The sequence below is a fragment of the Bradyrhizobium sp. PUT101 genome, assembly GCF_052043945.1.
Classification (GTDB): Bacteria; Pseudomonadota; Alphaproteobacteria; order Rhizobiales; family Xanthobacteraceae; genus Bradyrhizobium.
In genome coordinates, this window is sequence record NZ_CP197207.1 from 5,414,700 (window position 1) to 5,432,789 (window position 18,090).

The 18,090-nt window shown below is 65.2% G+C and carries 16 protein-coding genes; 9 read left to right on the forward strand and 7 right to left on the reverse strand.

What is annotated here, in order from left to right:
• Nucleotides 1–230 precede the first annotated feature (230 nt).
• The 6 genes from ACSHT2_RS26100 (at nt 231) to ACSHT2_RS26125 (ending at nt 5,507) form a co-directional block, all read left to right on the forward strand.
• Complete coding sequence (locus tag ACSHT2_RS26100; protein ID WP_271527738.1) at nt 231–839, forward strand: LemA family protein; 609 nt, start codon at nt 231–233, stop codon at nt 837–839.
• Between the two features lie 138 nt (nt 840–977).
• On the forward strand, nt 978–1,883 hold the full coding sequence (locus ACSHT2_RS26105) for a TPM domain-containing protein (protein ID WP_440637419.1): 906 nt from the start codon (nt 978–980) through the stop codon (nt 1,881–1,883).
• A 5-nt stretch (nt 1,884–1,888) separates the two neighbouring features.
• On the forward strand, nt 1,889–2,386 hold the full coding sequence (locus ACSHT2_RS26110; protein ID WP_440637420.1) for a TPM domain-containing protein: 498 nt from the start codon (nt 1,889–1,891) through the stop codon (nt 2,384–2,386).
• A gap of 326 nt (nt 2,387–2,712) precedes the next feature.
• Entirely contained in the window at nt 2,713–3,687 is a 975-nt protein-coding gene (locus ACSHT2_RS26115) for a hypothetical protein (RefSeq protein WP_440642931.1), read from the forward strand.
• 92 nt (nt 3,688–3,779) lie between these two features.
• A complete protein-coding gene (locus ACSHT2_RS26120; RefSeq protein ID WP_440637421.1) occupies nt 3,780–5,318 on the forward strand; it encodes a hypothetical protein in 1,539 nt (512 codons plus the stop codon).
• A gap of 24 nt (nt 5,319–5,342) precedes the next feature.
• The gene (locus ACSHT2_RS26125; RefSeq protein WP_440637423.1) at nt 5,343–5,507 is read left to right on the forward strand and encodes a hypothetical protein; all 165 of its coding nucleotides are present in this window, start codon (nt 5,343–5,345) and stop codon (nt 5,505–5,507) included.
• Nucleotides 5,508–5,630: 123 nt separating this feature from the next.
• On the opposite strand, the gene ACSHT2_RS26130 is transcribed toward ACSHT2_RS26125, so the two are convergent.
• Nucleotides 5,631–6,293 (reverse strand): glutathione S-transferase family protein, encoded by a 663-nt coding sequence (locus ACSHT2_RS26130; RefSeq protein ID WP_440637424.1) that lies wholly within the window; start codon nt 6,291–6,293, stop codon nt 5,631–5,633.
• 90 nt (nt 6,294–6,383) lie between these two features.
• Between ACSHT2_RS26130 and ACSHT2_RS26135 the strand changes: the two genes are divergently transcribed.
• The gene (locus ACSHT2_RS26135; RefSeq protein WP_440637426.1) at nt 6,384–6,992 is read left to right on the forward strand and encodes a TetR/AcrR family transcriptional regulator; all 609 of its coding nucleotides are present in this window, start codon (nt 6,384–6,386) and stop codon (nt 6,990–6,992) included.
• A 15-nt stretch (nt 6,993–7,007) separates the two neighbouring features.
• Here ACSHT2_RS26135 and ACSHT2_RS26140 read toward each other — a convergent pair whose 3' ends face one another.
• Nucleotides 7,008–8,213 carry a CaiB/BaiF CoA transferase family protein gene (locus tag ACSHT2_RS26140; RefSeq protein ID WP_440637427.1) on the reverse strand — a complete coding sequence of 402 codons (1,206 nt, stop codon included), beginning with the start codon at nt 8,211–8,213 and terminating at the stop codon, nt 7,008–7,010.
• A 114-nt stretch (nt 8,214–8,327) separates the two neighbouring features.
• Nucleotides 8,328–11,327 carry a bifunctional proline dehydrogenase/L-glutamate gamma-semialdehyde dehydrogenase PutA gene (gene putA / locus ACSHT2_RS26145; protein WP_440637429.1) on the reverse strand — a complete coding sequence of 1,000 codons (3,000 nt, stop codon included), beginning with the start codon at nt 11,325–11,327 and terminating at the stop codon, nt 8,328–8,330.
• Nucleotides 11,328–11,440: 113 nt separating this feature from the next.
• Between putA and ACSHT2_RS26150 the strand changes: the two genes are divergently transcribed.
• On the forward strand, nt 11,441–11,902 hold the full coding sequence (locus ACSHT2_RS26150) for an Lrp/AsnC ligand binding domain-containing protein (protein ID WP_440637430.1): 462 nt from the start codon (nt 11,441–11,443) through the stop codon (nt 11,900–11,902).
• 169 nt (nt 11,903–12,071) lie between these two features.
• Here the strand turns inward: ACSHT2_RS26150 and ACSHT2_RS26155 are convergent, their stop codons facing one another.
• The 4 genes from ACSHT2_RS26155 to ACSHT2_RS26170 form a co-directional block, all read right to left on the reverse strand.
• Entirely contained in the window at nt 12,072–12,272 is a 201-nt protein-coding gene (locus ACSHT2_RS26155) for a cold-shock protein (protein WP_008563500.1), read from the reverse strand.
• Nucleotides 12,273–12,481: 209 nt separating this feature from the next.
• Nucleotides 12,482–12,790, reverse strand: coding sequence for a SorB family sulfite dehydrogenase c-type cytochrome subunit (gene sorB, locus ACSHT2_RS26160; protein ID WP_440637432.1), 309 nt, complete (start codon nt 12,788–12,790; stop codon nt 12,482–12,484).
• A gap of 12 nt (nt 12,791–12,802) precedes the next feature.
• A complete protein-coding gene (gene sorA, locus ACSHT2_RS26165; RefSeq protein WP_440637434.1) occupies nt 12,803–14,002 on the reverse strand; it encodes a SorA family sulfite dehydrogenase catalytic subunit in 1,200 nt (399 codons plus the stop codon).
• Nucleotides 14,003–14,237: 235 nt separating this feature from the next.
• Nucleotides 14,238–15,971, reverse strand: a complete 1,734-nt coding sequence (locus tag ACSHT2_RS26170) for an adenylate/guanylate cyclase domain-containing protein (RefSeq protein ID WP_440637436.1) — start codon at nt 15,969–15,971, stop codon at nt 14,238–14,240.
• Between the two features lie 386 nt (nt 15,972–16,357).
• Between ACSHT2_RS26170 and ACSHT2_RS26175 the strand changes: the two genes are divergently transcribed.
• A complete protein-coding gene (locus tag ACSHT2_RS26175; protein ID WP_440642932.1) occupies nt 16,358–17,887 on the forward strand; it encodes a glycosyltransferase family 39 protein in 1,530 nt (509 codons plus the stop codon).
• Nucleotides 17,888–18,090 lie beyond the last annotated feature (203 nt).

Consider the following 18,090-nt stretch of genomic DNA (forward strand, 5'->3'; position numbering starts at 1 on the left):
TGTTTTGCCGGAGTTGACTATGTCGGCCTGCGATAGGCAAGAGGCTTGCGTCAGCCGGCTGGAGCTGCCGTGCGCAACTGTTTGTCGCCGCCATTCCGGGGCGCGAAGCGAACCCGGAATCTCGAGATTCCGGGTTCGATGCTGCGCATCGCCCCGGAATGACGTTGGGAAGCTGGCGTCTCGTGTGCCCGATCTGGTAGTTTGCGTCAGATTTCACCGGGAGAAATTTGATGCGCAAGATCCTGACCGTGCTGGCGGCGCTGGCCTCGCTGAGCCTGACCAATTGCGGCTACAACGCGATCCAGAGTGAGGACGAGCAGATCAAGTCTGCCTGGTCCGAGGTCGTGAACCAGTATCAGCGCCGCGCCGATCTCGTGCCCAACCTCGTCAACTCGGTGAAGGGTTTTGCCCAGCAGGAAAAGGACGTGCTGCTCGGCGTCACCAACGCCAGGGCCAAGGTCGGCAGCATCCAGGCGACGCCCGAGGTGCTGAACGATCCCGCCGCGTTCCAGAAGTTCCAGGCGGCCCAGGGCGAACTCTCCAGCGCGCTGTCGCGGCTGCTGGTCGTCACCGAGAACTATCCGCAGCTGAAGTCCGACGCGCTGTTCAAGGATCTGATGTCGCAGTTGGAGGGCACCGAGAACCGGATCACGGTGGCGCGCAACCGCTACATCAAGTCGGTGCAGGAGTATAACGTCACCATACGCTCCTTCCCGAGCAACCTCACCGCGATGGCGTTCGGCTACAAGGAGAAGCCGAACTTCTCGGTCGAGAACGAGAAGGCGATCTCGACCGCGCCGAAGGTGGACTTCAACCCCGCCCCGGCGCCATCGAAGTAAGCGCGCGCCGTTTTGCGAATGCGACAAGCCCCGATCACCGCCGTCATTCCCCGCGAAAGCGGGGAATCCAGTACGCCGCGGCCTCTCAGTATCTCGCCGGCGTCTCTGGAATACTGGATCGCCCGGTCAAGCCGGGCGATGACAGCGAGGGTGTGGCGGGTCTTCTCGTCGTTCGTCCTCGCCGTCACACTGCTGTTCGTCATCGTCATTCCCGCCTTCGCCGACGTCGACATACCCGAGCTTACCGGCCGCGTCGTCGATCGGACCGGCACGCTCTCCAGCGCCGACATCGCCGCGCTGTCGCAAAAGCTGCGTGACTTCGAGAACCGCAAGGGCAGTCAGATCGCGGTCCTGATCGTGCCGACCACGCAGCCGGAGACGATCGAGCAATTCTCGATCCGGGTCGCTGAGGCCTGGAAGATCGGCCGCAAGAAGGTCGACGACGGCGCGATCCTCGTCGTCGCCAAGAACGACCGGCACTTGCGCATCGAGGTCGGCTATGGCCTCGAAGGCGCGCTGACCGACGTGACCTCGCGGCGGATCATCGACGAGGATATCACCCCCAAGTTCAGGAGCGGCGACTTCGCCGCGGGCATCGGCGCAGGCGTCGACCGCATGATGCGGGTGATCGATGGCGAGCCGCTGCCGTCACCGTCGCGCAGCGCAAACTTCGCCCACAATCTGGACGACCTCATGCCGGTGTTTGCCGTGGCGCTGTTTGCCTCGATAGGCGTCGGCGGGTTCTTCCGCGCGATCCTGGGACGGTTGCTCGGATCCTTGGTGACCGGGGGCATCATCGCGGCGGTGACCTGGCTCATCCTCGGCTCCGCCGCGATCGCCGCGGCCGTCGGCGTGCTCGGCTTCATCATCGGGTTCATCGCCGATCTTTTTTCGGCGATGGGGCCGGGCACGAGGTCGTCGCGCGGCAGCTCGTGGTCGGGCGGCTCGGGCGGCTGGAGCAGCGGATCGTCTTCCAGCGACAGCGGCAGCTTCAGCGGCGGCGGGGGTAGTTTCGGCGGCGGCGGCGCCTCGGGGAACTGGTAGCGATCATGAGCATCAAGCGCATTGCCAGACATCTCGTGCAGCATCATTGGCGGGTGAAGCAGATCTTCCCGCAAGCCGTGCTCGACCGCATCGAGCACGCCATCAAGCGCGGCGAGGCGACCCATTCCGGTCAGGTCCGCTTCGTCGTCGAAGGCGCGCTTGACGGCGTGCCGCTGTTCCGCAACCAGCCGGCGCGCGAGCGCGCGCTCGACGTGTTCTCGCACTTGCGCATCTGGGACACCGCGCACAACAACGGCGTCCTGATCTATCTCCTGCTCGCCGACCGCGACGTCGAAATCGTCGCCGATCGCGGCATCGATTCGAAGGTCGGCGCCGAGGGGTGGGAGACGATCTGCCATGCGATGGAGTCCGAGTTCAGATCGGGCCGGTTCGAGCGCGGCGTGATTGGCGGCATCGAGGCGGTGTCGCGCGAACTGGCGCGTCATTTCCCGCCGCTGGGGCCGCATTCGAACGAACTGCCGGACGAGCCGGTGGTGATGTGACGGACTGTGATGCGGCGCTGCATGTGCCGCCCCTCCGTCACTGACGATGTGGAGGCAGCGGGCATTCTATCCATCGCGGTTACCCTGAGGTTCGAGCGCGGCGAGCCTCGAAGCGAGAGATGGTCCGGCCGTTGCGCCGCCGTTCATCTTCCCCCGGTTACAAACTGTTTCACACCCGCCACGCCGGTTCCATCTTCCCGGCCAAATTCGGCCCCGGATCAATTCCTAAAGTTTCGGTAAGCGGGTCCGAAGGTAAGGATTTCGCAAGCAATGAAAGTTACCAAAAGGTCAATCCAGACTGGAGTATTTGAGCCGTGAGCGAACCAATGCCCGAGCAGGCTGCCCAGGATTCCGGTGCTGCTGACGCAGCGTCGCAGGCCGTCGAGGCCGCGGCCGGGATCGACGCCCCCTCGATCGCCCCCGATCACGAGGCGCCGCCCAAGCCGGATCCGGTCAAGGCGGATGCTCCCAAGGTCGAGCCCCCGCGGATCGACGTGCCGAAATTCGAAGCGAAAGCCGAGCCCAAGGACGAATCCAAGCCCGAGCCAAAGCCGGGCAAGCTCATCGTCATGGCGCCCTCGGACCGGTCCTGGGACCGCGAGGACTTCGCTCCCCATGTGAAGGCGGACGAGCCGCGCCAGCCCGGCGGCAAGCGCCGCTTGTCGGCGATGGCCGCGGTGGTGGCGATCGCCGCTTGCGTCGGCGCGATCAGCGGCGCGCTTGCGACCGCCGGCATGATGCGTTTCGCCGCCCCGGCCCAGACGCCGGTGCAGGTCGCCGACACCAGCGCGCTGGATGCTTCGGTCGCGCGGATCGATGCCGACCTTGTCGCACTGAAGGCCAATATCGAGCAGGGTTCGAAAACCGGCGTCAGCCAGTTCAACCGGACCAATGACCGCCTCGACAAGCTTGAGAAGGCCCAGGCCGAGCCGCTGGCCAAGATCGCCAAGCTGTCCGAGACCGTCGACAAGCTTCGCGCCACGCCGCCCGCAGCGGCCGCCCAGGCTGCAGCAGCTCCCGCCAGGGAGACCACCGGTTCGATCGCGCCGGCCCAGGTTGCGACCGCCGCAGCCGCACCGGCTCCCGCCGCCCCCAAGACCGTCGTCGGCCGTCTGCCGACAATCGAGGGCTGGAGGCTGCGCAATGCCGGCAATGGCGGTGCGCTGATCGAGGGCCGCGACGGGCTCTACGAGGTCTATCCCGGCGATCCCATCCCCGGCGTTGGCCGCGTCGATGCGATCCGCCGCCAGGACGGCCGCTGGGTGGTCGTCACCAGCAAGGGCCTGATCGTGTCGCGCTGAGCGTTCGATATCGACTTTCGAAAGGGCGCTTCACCACCATGTGAGGCGCCTTTTTACTTGAATAGGCGTCTCTGCGCGGTGTTACCTGAGGCATGAGCCGCGCCTTGCGAATTCTCTTTGCTGTCGCCGTATTGTTGGGCGGCGTCGTTTCGCCATTCGCAGCGGAGAATACTGCGCTGACGCGCGGCACGGCGATCACCGATCCCGATCTCCTGCGCAAGCTCGACCAGAACAATACGCTGACGATCTCGCGTCTGCTCTCGCCGGAGCGGAACGCGGACGTCCCGCTCACGACCGACCTGATGTTCGCGTCGCTGTCGCAGCTGAAGGAGATTCCGCGGGCGATCGATGCTGAATTCGATCGCTACATCGTTCGGTACAGGGCGACATATCCGACCGAGACCATCGGCGTCGGCGAAGGCTTCGACGTCCAGTTGTTCGATCGGGCCAATCTGAAGTCCCGCGACACGCGGTTCGTGCTGGCCGGGATCGTCAACCGCATGGACCGCGCCTATGTGTCGGAAGAGTCCTGCGGCGAGATCCGGCTGATCTACCGTCTTGCGCGTTTCGACGGCGGGCCGGAGGGCGGCAAGACCGCAACGCGCCTGCCAATGACTTTCAATCTGGTGATGAAGGCGCGCGATCCGCGTCAGACGGATGCGAACGGCAAGCCGGTCACCTGCGCCGAAATCGCGCGGCGCTGGCTGGACAATGGCGACTGGCAACGGTTGATCGGCAGTCGCTTCCCGCCCCACGACGCCATGCTCGACCGCATCGAGACCAACATCCAGGTCTCGGTCGCGCCGAAATCGGCGTTGCACGATTTCCGCTCCGACTATCTGCTCAAGGTGTTCAAGTACGACGCTGCCACGAAGACCTTCGAGGAATCGACGCTGGAAAACCAGATCGACCGCGACAGGATCCTCGCCGACGATGCGCTCCTGCGCGACTTCAAGGCCTGGCTGCTCGCGCCTGATCATCTGCGTGAGTTCGATCGCGGCACCGTGCTGATCCCGGAGAAATTCCTGGCCAGGGCCGCGGTGGTGCCGACCCCAGCCGGCCTCGATGCCTCGGCGCTGCAGCCCGAGTTCGGCATGATGCAAGGTGAGGGTGGCGGCGATCCGGTCTTCACCGATGGCGACGTGATCGGTGCGCTGAAACAGGCGGCGGCACGCGGTGTCGACATGCAGAACGTCCGCTCGGTCGCAGGCTTCCAGCGCCGTCTCAACGACGTCACCTGCGCCGGCTGCCACCAGACCCGCGGCATCGGCGGCTTCCATTTCCCTGGCGTCGACTGGCTCGCGGACAGGCTGTCCAATTCCGCCATCGTGCCGGCCTCACCGCATTTTTTCGGCGACCAGCTCCGCCGCCGCGACATTCTGGCCGCGTTCGCCTCCGGCAAACGGCCTGATTTCTCACGCGGATTTGCCAGCCGGCCGCAGACCCGCGGAGGTAGGGAACTCGCCGGCACCGAATATCAGGACGGCTGGGGCGCGCATTGTTCCCTGCAGGATGCGGGATCGGGAACGCCGGACAAGAGTTTTACGTCATGGAGCTGTGCTAACGGTCTCACCTGTCAGGCTGCCGCGGCCTCGCGCCGCATCGGCATGTGCTTCATCAAGACGCGTTAAACCAACAAGCGATTTGGATGACCCATGACGAATACGAGCGAAGCCAACAAGGAGCGCAATCGCGAGATCGCTCACAATGAGGAAGCCAAGCAGGTCACCGGCAGCGTCCGCGTCAGCACCTGGGCGATCGCGGCGGCCGTCATGATCGGCGGGATCCTGTTCACGCTGGGCTGGCTGGCGCTGCGATAGCCTCCGCTTTCTTTCGTCATGCCCCGGGCTTGTCCCGGGCATCCACGTTCTCGTACCCATGCTCAAGATCGTGGATGGCCGGGACATAGGCGAGTGGAACCCGGCCACGACGGCACTGAGGCTTCAGCGCTCGCTCTCTCGCTTCGCGTAGTTCGTCATCCGCTTGCCTGGCAGCAGCTCATAGGCCGGCTTCCAGCCGGGCAGTGCGGCCATGCGGCCGAGCCAGGCGTGGATGGCGGGATGGCTCGCCGCGAAATCGAAGCCGTGCTCGTCGCTCGGATAGTGCAGATAGGCCATCATCGAGATGTCGGCGACCGTCGGCTTCGCCCCGATCGCGAAGTCGTTGTGCTGGAGGTGTCCGTCGAGGATGCCGAGGAAGTCGTCGAGCCGCCGGCGGAAATGTTTCAGCACCTGCGGATCGTTTTTCTCGGTGAAGGCGCGCATGAAGCGGTAGGTCGCCATGTAACCGGTGAGCTTGTGGTTGTCCCAGAACAGCCAGCGCAAGAGCTCGAACTTTTCGTCGGCGCTCTCGGCGCCGAAGCGGCCATGCCGCTCCGCAAGCTGCAGCAGGAGTGGCGCGGTCTGCGTCATCTTCACGCCGTCGATCTCGAGCACGGGAATCTCGCCCATTTCGTTCACGGCTTTGCGCCACTCCACCGTGCGTGTGATGCCGCCGGCAAAATCGGTCCAGACCGGTTCGAACCGCTCGCCGCACATCGTCAGCATCAGCGCGAGCTTGTAGCTGTTGCCTGACTCGGGGAAATAGTGGAGGCGGTAGCTGGACATTGAACGCTCCTTGCCTTCGGGGGCCTGGACAATCATATTACATATGATCCGCATAACAGAACATTTGTTCTGTCGCGGGTCAAGAGCTGGATGCTGGGCCGGATGAGCAGGGATTCAAAAACAGAGTCGGGCGAGCGCGAGCGGCCCCTGATGCAGGCAACGCTGCGCATCATCGGGCGACATGGACTTGACGGCGTGACCCACCGGGCGGTGGCGGCCGAGGCCAGGGTTTCGCTCGGTGCGGTCACGCATCATTTCGGAACCCGTGATGCGCTGGTTGAGGCGGCCCTGCAGTTCGCTCTGGCGCGCGAAGTCGGCAGGCTGCGTGCGTTGGCTCTCAGCCTTCAGGACAAGGCGTTCGAGGTGGAGGCCTGGATCGACGCGCTGGTCGATTTCTACGTCCGCGAGCTCAGCACAGAAGCCGAGACGCATATCGCCTGCTATGAGGCCTTCCTGGCCGCCGCGAGGCAAGAGCACTATCGGCCCGTGGTCGCCGAGTGGTTTGACACGTGGCGGCAGAGTGCGGAGCTTGCACTGAAAGCTGCGAAGTCACGAAACCCACGCCGCCACGCCGAGTTGTTCGTCTCGGTGCTGATTGGCTTGCTCTTTCGCCAACTCGCCACGCCCAGAGCCGGCTTCCGCCGTGAGGCGAAGGCAGAGCTGTTGGAACTGGTGGGCAGCTTGATCGCGCGGAAGTAACGCCGGCGCGCCGGCCTATCCCACCGCCCCGTTCGACCGCAGCTGCTTGATCGCCGCCTCGTCGTATCCCGCGCCACGTAAAATTTCGTCACTGTGCTCGCCGACGGCGGGCGGCTTGCGCGGCTGCACCTTCTTGACGCCGTCAATCCAGATCGGGCTGTTGATGGTAAGCATGGTGTCGTTCTCGAACGGCACCAGCACTTCGTTGTCGAGCATCTGCTTGTCGTTCGGGATGTCGTCCAGAATGGCAACGACGCCGAACACGAGGCCGTTGCCGTCGAGGATCTCCCGCCATTCGGCGAGATCCCTGGTCGCGAAAGTGTCGTCCAGAATCTTGATCAGCTCAACCGAGCGGGCGTGACGGTCGGCTTTCGTGGCGAAGCGGGGATCATTGATCAAATCCTCGCGTCCGAGGCAGCGGGCCAGCGTCGGAAACTGCTTCTCCTCGTTGAGCAGCGACAGGATCAGCCAGCGGCCATCCTTGCATTGATAGTGGTTGGCGACCGCGTTCAGCGCGCGCTCGCGTGGCCGTCGCTCGCCGAACTTGGCGCCGCAGAGCTTTGCCTGCGCCAGCACGCTCGCCGCCCACACCCCGTTCGCCATCAAATTGGAGGCGACGTGCGAGCCCTTGCCGGTCTTCTCGCGCTGATAGAGCGCAGTGACGATGGCGCCGTAGAACGCCATGGCGCAGGGATGGTCGCCCATGCCGGCGACCGAGCGGGCCGGCGTGGTGTCGGTGTCGGCGCGGACGAGGTCCATCAGGCCGGAACGGGCCCAATAGGCGTTGCTGTCGAAACCGGGCTTGTTGGCCTCCTCACCCTTCTCGCCATAGCCGGTGAAGGACGCATAGATCAGCCGGTCGTTGAGATGGGCGAGATGGTCGTAGGTGATGCCGAGCTTGGCGCGCACCGGCGGCGGCATGTTGGTGATGAAAACGTCGGCCTCCGCCACCAGCTTGTACAGCACGGCTTGCGCCTCCGGCTTTGCGAGGTCGAGGGCGATGCTCTTCTTGTTGCGGGCTTCCAGCAGCCAGGCGAAATTGTGCTCGCCGGTCGGATAGCCCGGCAGGTTCGGCAGATTGCGGTAGGGGTCCCCAGCGCCCGGCGGCTCGATCTTGATGACGTCGGCGCCGAAATCGGACAGTACGGTCGCGGCCGCGGGCGCTGCGATGAAGCTCGCGCAGTCCAGAACCTTCAGCCCAGCAAAAATGCCCTTGTCCATCGCGGCGTTGCTCCCTCGCTCTTGTCGTTTCCCGCGCGCTGGAATTGGCGCGGGCGCATCGTCGAGCATTAGACCGATGTTTCGGCTGGATGCAACGGCGCCAGGTGCAGGGCCTCACTCCTCCCCCGCAAGCAGGGCAGCATTGCCGCCGGCTGCTGCGGTGTTGATGGTCACCGTCTGCTCGGTGGCAAAGCGCGGCAGATAGTGCGGGCCGCCGGCCTTCGGGCCGGTTCCGGACAGGCCGTTGCCGCCGAAGGGCTGCACGCCGACCACGGCGCCGATCATGTTGCGGTTGACGTAGATGTTGCCGACCTGGGTGCGGTCGATGATCGCCTCGATGGTGTCGTCGATGCGGGAATGGACGCCGAGGGTGAGCCCGTAGCCGGTGCGCTCGATCGCTTGCAGGACGCGTTCGAGGTTCTCGGCGCGATAGCGTACGACATGGAGAAACGGGCCAAAGACCTCTTCGGTGAGCTGACCTGCGTCCCCGAGCTCGAAGATATGCGGCGCGACGAAGCAGCCGTCCGGCGCCGTGCCCGCAAAGTGCAGCAGCGCCTCGCGCTTCATCCGCGCGATGTGCGCATCGAGGCGTTGCTTGGCCTCCCCGTCGATCACCGGCCCGACATGGGTCGCGACGTCGGAGGGATCGCCGATCTTCAACTCGCGCGCGGCGCCCGCGATCATCTCGATCATGCGGTCGGCGACGTCCTCCTGCACGAACAGCAGCCGTAGCGCCGAGCAGCGTTGGCCGGCTGAACGGAAGGCCGAGGTCACGACGTCGTCGGCGACCTGCTCGGGCAGCGCGGTGGCATCCGCGATCATCGCGTTGATGCCGCCGGTTTCCGCGATCAGCGGCACGATCGGCCCGTCCTTGGCGGCGAGAGTCCGGTTGATGCTGCGGGCCACCTCGGTCGAGCCGGTGAAGACGACACCCGCGATATCCGCATGCGCGGTCAGCACGGACCCGATGCGGCCATCGCCGGTGACGAGGTGCAGCGCGCTCTTGGGGATGCCTGCCTCGTGCAGCAGGGCAACGGCCTCGCTTGCGATGCGCGGCGTCTGCTCGGCGGGCTTTGCAACCACGCTGTTGCCGGCCATCAGCGCTGCCGTGACCTGTCCCAGGAAGATCGCCAGCGGAAAATTCCAGGGCGAGATCGCGACGAACACGCCTCGGCCGCGCATGGCGAGGGCATTGCTCTCGCCGGTCGGGCCCGGCATGACAGCCTCGACCCCGAACAGCTTGCGGCCCTGCGCGGCATAGTAGCGGCAGAAGTCGGCGGCCTCGCGCAGCTCCGACAGCGCGTCGTCAAGCGTCTTGCCGCCCTCGCGCTGCAACAGCGCGATGAAGTGAGAGCCGCGGCTCTCCAGCAGATGCGCGGCTTGTTCCAGCGCGGCCGCGCGCGTACCGGCCGGTGTTCGGGTCCAGGCGGCAAAGCCGGCGCGCGCCGCGGCGACCGCCGCATTGGCCTGATCCGGCGACGCATCGGCGACCGGCTTGAGGCCGGCCGCCTCGGCCTTGACGTCGGTCAGCAACCGGTCGAGCACGGCACGTTCGCCGAATTCGATGCCGCGCGAATTGCGCCGCTCCGGCGCGAAGAGATCGCAGGGCAATGGGATTTTTGAATGGGCCGCAGCCTGCGGCCGGGCGATGGCATCCGCCGGACGCTGCAACAGCGCCGACACCGGCACGCGATAGTCGGCGGCCTGCGCCACGAAGGACGAGTTCGCGCCGTTCTCCAGGAGCCGCCGCACCAGATAGGCGAGCAGGTCGCGATGGCTGCCGACCGGCGCGTAGGTGCGATAGGCGATGTCCCGGTGGTCTTTCGCCAGCTGCTCGTACAGCGCTTCGCCCATGCCATGCAGGCGCTGGAATTCGAAGCCGCCGCTATCAGCGGCAAGCTCCAGCACGGTCGCGACCGTCAGCGCGTTGTGGGTGGCGAATTGCGGGAAGATGCGGGGTCGCAGGGCCAGCAGCTTCGTCGCGCAGGCGACGTAGTTCAGATCCGTCATCGCCTTGCGCGTGAACACCGGATAGCCGTCGAGTCCACGCTCCTGGGCGCGCTTGATCTCGGTGTCCCAATAGGCGCCCTTGACCAGCCGCACCATCAGCTTGCGGTCATGTGCACGGGCAAGCGCATCGACATAGTCGATCACCGCGCAGGCGCGCTTCTGATAGGCCTGGATCGCCAGGCCAAATCCGTCCCATCCGGCTAGCGAGGCATCGGCCAACGTGGCCGCGATCACGTCGAGCGACAGCTCCAGCCGGTCGGCCTCTTCGGCATCGATGGTGAAGTTCAAATCGTGAGCCTTGGCGCGCTGTGCGAGGTCCAGCACCAGCGGCACCAGCTCGGCCATCACACGGCCACGGCTGATCGCCTCGAAGCGCGGATGCAGCGCCGAGAGCTTGACTGAGATGCCGGGCCGGTCGGGCAGGGGATGGCGACCCGCGGCCTCGCCGATCGTCTCGATCGCGCTGGCATAGGCGTCGAAATAGCGTTTCGCATCGGCCGCCGTGCGCGCGCCTTCGCCGAGCATGTCGAAGGAATAGCGCGTCTTCTGGCTGGAGCGCGGCCCGCCCCGCTCCAGCGCCTGCTCGATGGTCTCGCCCAGCACGAAATGATTGCCCATCAGCCGCATCGCCTGGCGCGTCGCGGTGCGCACCGCCGGCGCGCCGAGCCGCTTCACGAGACGGCCGATCGTGCCGTCGGGCGTCTCTCCGGGCTGGATCACCCGCGCCGACAGGCCAAGTGCCCAGGCCGAAGCGTTGACCAGGAACGCCGTCGATTTGGTCTCGTGATGGATGAAATCGCCCTCGCCGAGCTTGTCCTCGATGAACTGGTCGGCGGTGCGCGCATCCGGCACGCGCAGCAGCGCCTCGGCCAGCACCATCAGCGCGAGCCCTTCCTTGGTCGAGAGCGCGAACTCCCGCAGCATGTCCTCGACCCCGCCGAGGCGGTCGTCACGCTTGCGGATCGCCTCGATCAGCCGCGTCGCGGTGCGGTCGATCCGCGCCTCCTGCGGCGGGGACAGCTGCGACGCCGGCAACAGACGCGCGGCAATGTCGGCATCGTCAGGTGCATAGGGGGCCGTGAAGGGAGGCGGGATGTTCGGCATGGCGTGTCCTGTGGCTAGATCCAGGATAAGGCCCGCATGACCGTCGTTCGATAGACAAATTAGTCGTTCTGCCTTAGAAAATAAAGCTCATGAAGCGAATGGCCGAATAAAATATGGAACTCGATCGCATCGACCGGAAGATCCTCTCGATTCTGCAGCAGGACGGGCGCATCGCCAATGTCGAGCTCGCCGAGCGCATCGGGCTGTCGCCCACGTCGATCGGCGAACGGCTGAAGCGATTGCAGCGCGAGGGTGTTGTCGAAGGCTATGGCGCGCGGCTCAACCCGCACCGGCTCGGTCTCGGCCTGTTGGTGTTCGTCGAGGTGCTGCTCGACAAGACCACGCCCGACAATTTCGAGCGCTTTGCGCGTGCGGTGAAGCTCGCGCCCGAGGTGCTCGAGTGTCACATGGTTGCCGGCGGCTTCGACTATCTTGTGAAGGCGCGGCTTGCGGACATGGCCGCCTATCGACGCTTTCTCGGCGAGACCCTGCTGTCGATGCCGGGCGTGCGCGAGACGCGGACCTATGCGGTGATGGAGGAGATCAAGCGCGACGCACCGTTGCCGGTAGGCTGACGACATGCCGTCGCGATTGTCATTGCTGTGGCGTGAACAAGCGGTCTTCCAAGGAAAAATAACTATCCCCGCGCAATCGCAACGCCTGTCGTCGACTGCACTGGCCGTCTACTGAATTTTCTTGGCCCGGTTCCCGGATTGGCCCGGGAGGCAGCAATAGCTGGCGGGCTTATACTTTGAGGTTTTCTGCGGAGGTCTTGCCCCGGTTTGCGATCTCTTCGTATTCCACCGTCTGTCCCTCGTTGAGGGTGGACAGACCGGCCTTCTGCACTGCCGAGATATGCACGAACACATCCTTGCCCCCCGACGCAGGCTGGATAAATCCATAACCCTTCGTCGGGTTGAACCACTTGACCGTACCTTTAGCCATCACGACTTCTCCGCGGGTCTTCCTCCGAGATCGCGAACCGCCAGTCCCCGCCAACCGGCCGGTTCGGTCCTATAGGATACGCGGAATGTGGCAGGCTTGGTAGCTCAAACCACATCGGCATTTCGCTGAATTCCGCTCAACTTCGCGGCGTTTTTGCCGGTTTTGCCCGTTTCGCGGTCAAATGGCCCGCACGCGTCCCCCCGCATCCGTCAATACGTCGCGGCCAGATAGTCGACGATCTTGCCGACATCGGCATCGTCGATCGGCGCACCATAGACCTTGATCATCTTGGTTACCTCGGCCTGCCAGAAGCCCTTCTTGTCCTTCATCGGCGGCTGCGTGGCGATGTAGTCGGACGAGTGGCATGCGCTGCAATTGCCCTGCACGACCTCGAGATTGGGACCGGGCTTGAAGGCGGCGATCTCGTCGGGAGTCTTGTAATTGACCGGCGCGGCCAGCGCCGAACCTATCATGGCGGCGAGGGCGAGCGTGACGGCGGGGAGAACGGTGCGCTGCATGATCATTCTCCTTCAGGCGACCGTCACGCGGACGGCTTCGACGACGTTGCGCAGATAGCCCGCCGGGTTCCAGCGCGGCGTGTCCGGCTGCGTCTCGCCGCCATTGCCGGTGGCGCGCACCTTGAGCTCATGGCCGCCGGCCGCGAGCTTCACCGGCAGCTTCCATTCGCGGAAGGCGTATTTGCCAAGGTTCTTGCCGAGCTTTGCGTTGGTCCAGGTCTTGCCGCCGTCGGTGGAGACCTGGACTTCCTTGATGCCCTTGCCGCCGTCGAACGCGATGCCGCGCAGGGTCGTCGTTCCCGCCTTCAGCTTGGCGCCATCGGGGACGCTGGTGATGAAGGAGCGGATGGTGAAGCGGTTGATCGGGATCGTCGCCTTCGGCGCGGTGCCCGGCTCGACTGCGTTGTTCGGCGTATCGGGAATGCGATAGGCCGACTTCATCCAGAAGCCGTCATAGACGTTGTCGATGACGGTGATCTCGTTGAGGTGCTTAACCCAGTAGGTGCCGTAATAGCCGGGTACGATCAGGCGCAGCGGGAAGCCGTTGAGGAACGGCAGGTCCTCGCCGTTCATGCCATAGGCCAGCATCACCTCGCCGTCAGTGGCGTGATCGAGATCGAGCGCCTTGACGAAATCGGGCGTCTTGTCGCTGACCGGTCCGTCCATGCCGTTGAACGTCACCTGCTTGGCGCCACTCTGAACGCCGGCCATCTCCAGCACGGCCTTCAGCGGTACGCCGCGCCAGCGCGCGCAGCCCATCGCGCCGTTGGCGAGCTGGCCGCCTGCGACGCGCGGCTCGAAGAAACCGCGGCTGTTGCCGGAGCACTGGTTGACGGCGACGATCTCCGTCGCCTTCATCTTCCTGATGTCCTTCAGCGAAAGTTTCAGCGGCTTGTCGACCTTGCCCTTGACCTCGAGCGTGAACTTGTCCGGATCGAGATCGTAAGGCAGGCCAGCGAGGTGATAGCGCACGAAGAACGCGTTGTTCGGCGTGATCGGGCCGTCGTTGAACACGGCAAACGGCGTCTCGAGCTGCGGCGGCCGGCTTGTCAGGCCGATCATCGGTCGCTTCTGCGGATATTTCACCAGCGGTCGTTCGCCATTGGCGAAGGGCAGGGTGACGGTGTCGAGCGCCAGCGCCTTGGTGGAGTTCAGTGTAGCCGCAATGGCGGCAAGGCCCGCTCCTTTGAGCAGGTCGCGTCGGTCGAACATTCTGGTCTCCTCCCGGAGCTTTTCGTTGGACCACGGTCATCACCGCGATCCTGCGTTCATCTGTCGCAACGATTTGGATGATGTCAATTGGTGCTTTCGCAGCAAGCCCATGCCGCTGCGTTGCAGCAGGCCGGTGTTACGCCGCGGTGAAATTGAGCCGGGCTGTAACCGCAGTCTCGGTGCACCTCTCCCGCAAGGCTTGCGGGAGAGGGAGCGCACTGCCGCCGTGGCTGCCTTACGCCGCGACGCGCTCGGTTCGATCCACCAGCGCCGCCAACGTCCTTGCATCCGCCACGACGCGCACCGCCATCGGCTCGTCGCGGCCGCGGATTGCGGCCTCCTGCTGCGGCAGGGCGTCGTCGGCGAGGTCCGCGGTGCGGAGGATTTCCTCCGAGACGATCGCCTCGCAGGCCAGGGTCTTGGTCATGTCCTGCAGGCGGGCGGCGACGTTGACGGCATCGCCCAGCGCCGTGAAGACGATGTGATCGCGATAACCGATGTCGCCAATGATGACCTCGCCGCCGTGGATGCCGATGCCGAAGCGGATCGGCTGGCGAAGATCGTGGCTCAGGAGCTCGTTGAGCTCGTCGATATGGGTGGCGATTCCGGCGGCGGCCTTCAGCGCCTGCCGGCACGCGGTTCGCGGGTCCGCCGACAGCCCGAACAGCGCCAGTATGCCATCGCCGACGAACTGGTTCGGCTGCCCGCCATTCTCGATGACGGCCTGCGAGACCGCACCGAGGAAGCGGTTGACGATGAAGACCGTGTCGAACGGCAGCCGCTTCTCGGCAAGCTGCGTCGAGCCGCGCATGTCCACGAACAGGCTGACGAGATAGCGCTCCTGGCCGATGCTGGCGGGCGTCGAAGTCTGCGTATTCGCGGAGAGTGTGTGCGGTGTGAAGAGCTGGAAGAAGGAGAGGTCGGCGGTCGGCCGCAGCTGGCAGGCGAGCCTGATCGAGGGATCGGAGGTGCCGACGCGGGTGAGCACGAAGGCCTCGCGCTGCGACGGCTCGGGCAGGGCGCCATGGTCGCCGATGATGCGGATGCGGCAGGTCGAGCAGCGAGCGCGGCCGCCGCAGACGCTGGCATGCGGCACGTTGTGGCGCAGGCTCGCTTCCAGCACGGAGAGGCCTTTTGGCACGCGCACCGTCTTGCCGTTGCCGTAGGACAGCGCGATCATGCCGCCGCGCCGCTCGCGCAAGGCCCGCGCGCCGCGTGCCACCAGCGCCAAGGCGAGCAATCCGAAATAGCCGATGGTGAGGCCGCCCGCGATGCGGTCGAGCGTATTGCCTTCAGCGACCGTGCCGACCTGACGGCGGGTGAGGTTCTGGGTACGCCATTCTCCATCTTCGCTCTCGACGGCGACGCTGCGGCCGCCCTGATAGATGCCGAGCAGCGACAGCGTCGGGATCAGCACGGCGGCCGCGAGCAGATAGGGCGCCGCGCGCGTGAAGAACGGCTTCAGGCGAAGCCAGAAGAAGATGCCGATGCAGCCGTGCACCCAGGCAATGAGAAGCAGGATCGTCATCTGCCAAAGCCGGCCCGGCGCTGCGACGAAGAACAGATAAAGCTCCTGCGGATAGAGCTTCTGATGATCGTACAGCGTGTAGCCGAGCCGCACCCCGATCACGTGCCCCATGACCAACGCGGGGATGCTCAGGCCCAGCACCAGCTGGAGCGGCTCGACCGTCCGCCAGCGGAACTGCCGGCGTTGATACAGGGCGTAGATGCCGAGGCCCATATGGGTGAGCGCAGCCGCGTAGAACACGATCGCGACGGGGAGGAACTGCCAGAACAGGGTATGATAGTAGACCCCGACCTCCATGGCATCCACCGAGATGTTGCCGAGCGCATGGTTGAGGAAATGGCTGACCACATAGGCGAACAGGATGACGCCGCAGATGAGCCGCAGCTGCCGGACGCCGGTAGCGCGGACGAGTTCGGGCATGTGTACGGGAGCGGTGGCCATGATTCGCTTGTATCAGTTCACCAAGGAGAACAGCCAGCGTAGCGTTTAATTCCTGATGTGGACAGGCTGCGGGATCACTTGCGCGGCAAGGAGCCACACACACCGCCGTCGTCCCGGACAAGCGCGCCCGTAGGCGCGTGCAGATCCGGGACCCATAATCCCAGGGAGCGGTTTAGGGCCGGTTGGTAGCTACGAGCCATCGCCAAACTCCGTCCTGTTGCCATGGGTCCCAGGTCTGCGCTTACGCTTGCCCGGGACGACAGCGGCGTTTTGCGGTGTTACCCCCCGCATTGACACCCCCTCTCAGGTTGGCGAAAAGCGCGGCCGTGACGACAGCCCCTGACATCTCCGTGCCCCTCCGCGGCGCAGCGCGCCGGCCGCTCGTGATGGCCGCAGCGATCATCGCCGCGATGACCGTGCTGCGCATCGTCTACGCCTCCGCCATCGAGCTGCGCACGGACGAAGCTTATTACTGGACCTGGTCGAAGGAAACGGCGCTCAGCTTTCTCGATCATCCCCCCGGCATCGCCTGGATGATCCGCCTCAGTACCGCGATCTTCGGCGACACCGCGCTCGGCGTCCGCTTCGGCGGCATCGTCGCAATGCTGATGACTCAGCTGCTGCTCGCCGACATCGTCCGCCGCCTCACCCATGATGCGCGCGCTGTCATGTTCGCGGTGCTGATGCCGGAGGCCGCGCTCTATTACGGCCTGCTGATGGCCAAGGTCGCGCCCGATGTCGCGATGATCCCGTTTGCGGTCGCGATGATGTGGTCGCTGGTGCGGCTCGCACAGGGCGGCGACGGCCGCTGGTGGCTCGCGGCGGGCCTGTTCGCAGGCCTCTCTATGCTGTCGAAATTCACGGCGATCATGTTCGCGCCGGCGGTTGCCGCCTTTCTGCTGGTGCCGGACTGGCGCTGGCGTTGGCTTCGGAGCCCTTACCCTTACCTCGCCGTCCTGATTGCGATCGCCGCGTTCTCGCCGGTGCTGATCTGGAATGCGCAGCACGACTGGGCCTCGTTCCGTTTCCAGGGCGTGCGCGCCACCGCCAGTTACGGCATCTCGCTGCGGACGATCGGCGATTACATCGGCCTGCAATTCGGCCTGGTCGGCTTCGTCATGCTGCCGGTGGTCCTGACCGGCCTGGTGCTGACGGCGTGGCGCGGCTATCGCACGCGCGAGCCGGTCGCGATCCTGCTGTCGACCGCCGTGCTGATCCCGTTCCTCTATTTCCTTGCGAAGTCGATGACGCTCCGGGTCGGCGACACCTGGCCGATGTTCATGTGGCCGGTCGGCTTCGCGGCCACCGCGGTGAACCTCGCAACGATGACGAAGGAGGGATGGTCGGCCCGAATGCTCAAATCGTCACTGTTCTGGGCCAGGACCGCAATTGTCTCGGGCATCGCCTTCGTCGTCATCGTGTTTCTCTATTACGTCGCCGCGCCCTGGAATTTCCTCGGCAAGATCGATCCGATCGGCGCCGAGGCCGGCTACGAGCAGGTCGCCGCGCGCGCGCAGGCCGCGCTCGACGAGACCGGCGCGACCTGGATCGCGACAACGGACTACCGCACCTACGCCATGATGCGCTGGCTGTTCAGGGGCCGCGTGCCCGTGATCGAGATCAACGAGCGCGGCCGCTTCCAGGATTTTCGCGACCCCGGCATGGACAAGATCAGGGGACAGGCCGGCGTCTATGTCGGGCGCGCGCCGGAAGATCGTTCGTCGCTGTGGCAGAACATCCCGGCCAAGCGCGAGCAGCTCGGCGAGGTCGAGCGCCGCTGGCGCGGCCTCGTGATGGACACCTATGTGCTTGAAAAGCTCACCGGCTGGACCCCGGAGCTTTCACCGCCGAAGGACTCGCCGCTGTTCCAGTGGCGGGTGCTGGCCGGGGAATTCGAGAGGCGTTCGCTCGGATAAGCGCCAAGATCGGGCTGCTTCCTCCCGCAAGGGGGCAGGGCTATCGCATATGACTTTTCGGACGGGCCTGAGCAAGCGCCTCGTCCTTCGAGACGACCGCTTTGCGGTCTCCTCAGGATGAGGCTTCGCCAAAGCGGTGTCCTTTGAAACGCTGCTGCACACTCCGCCCTCATCCTGAGGGCCCGCCGGAGGCGGGCGTCTCG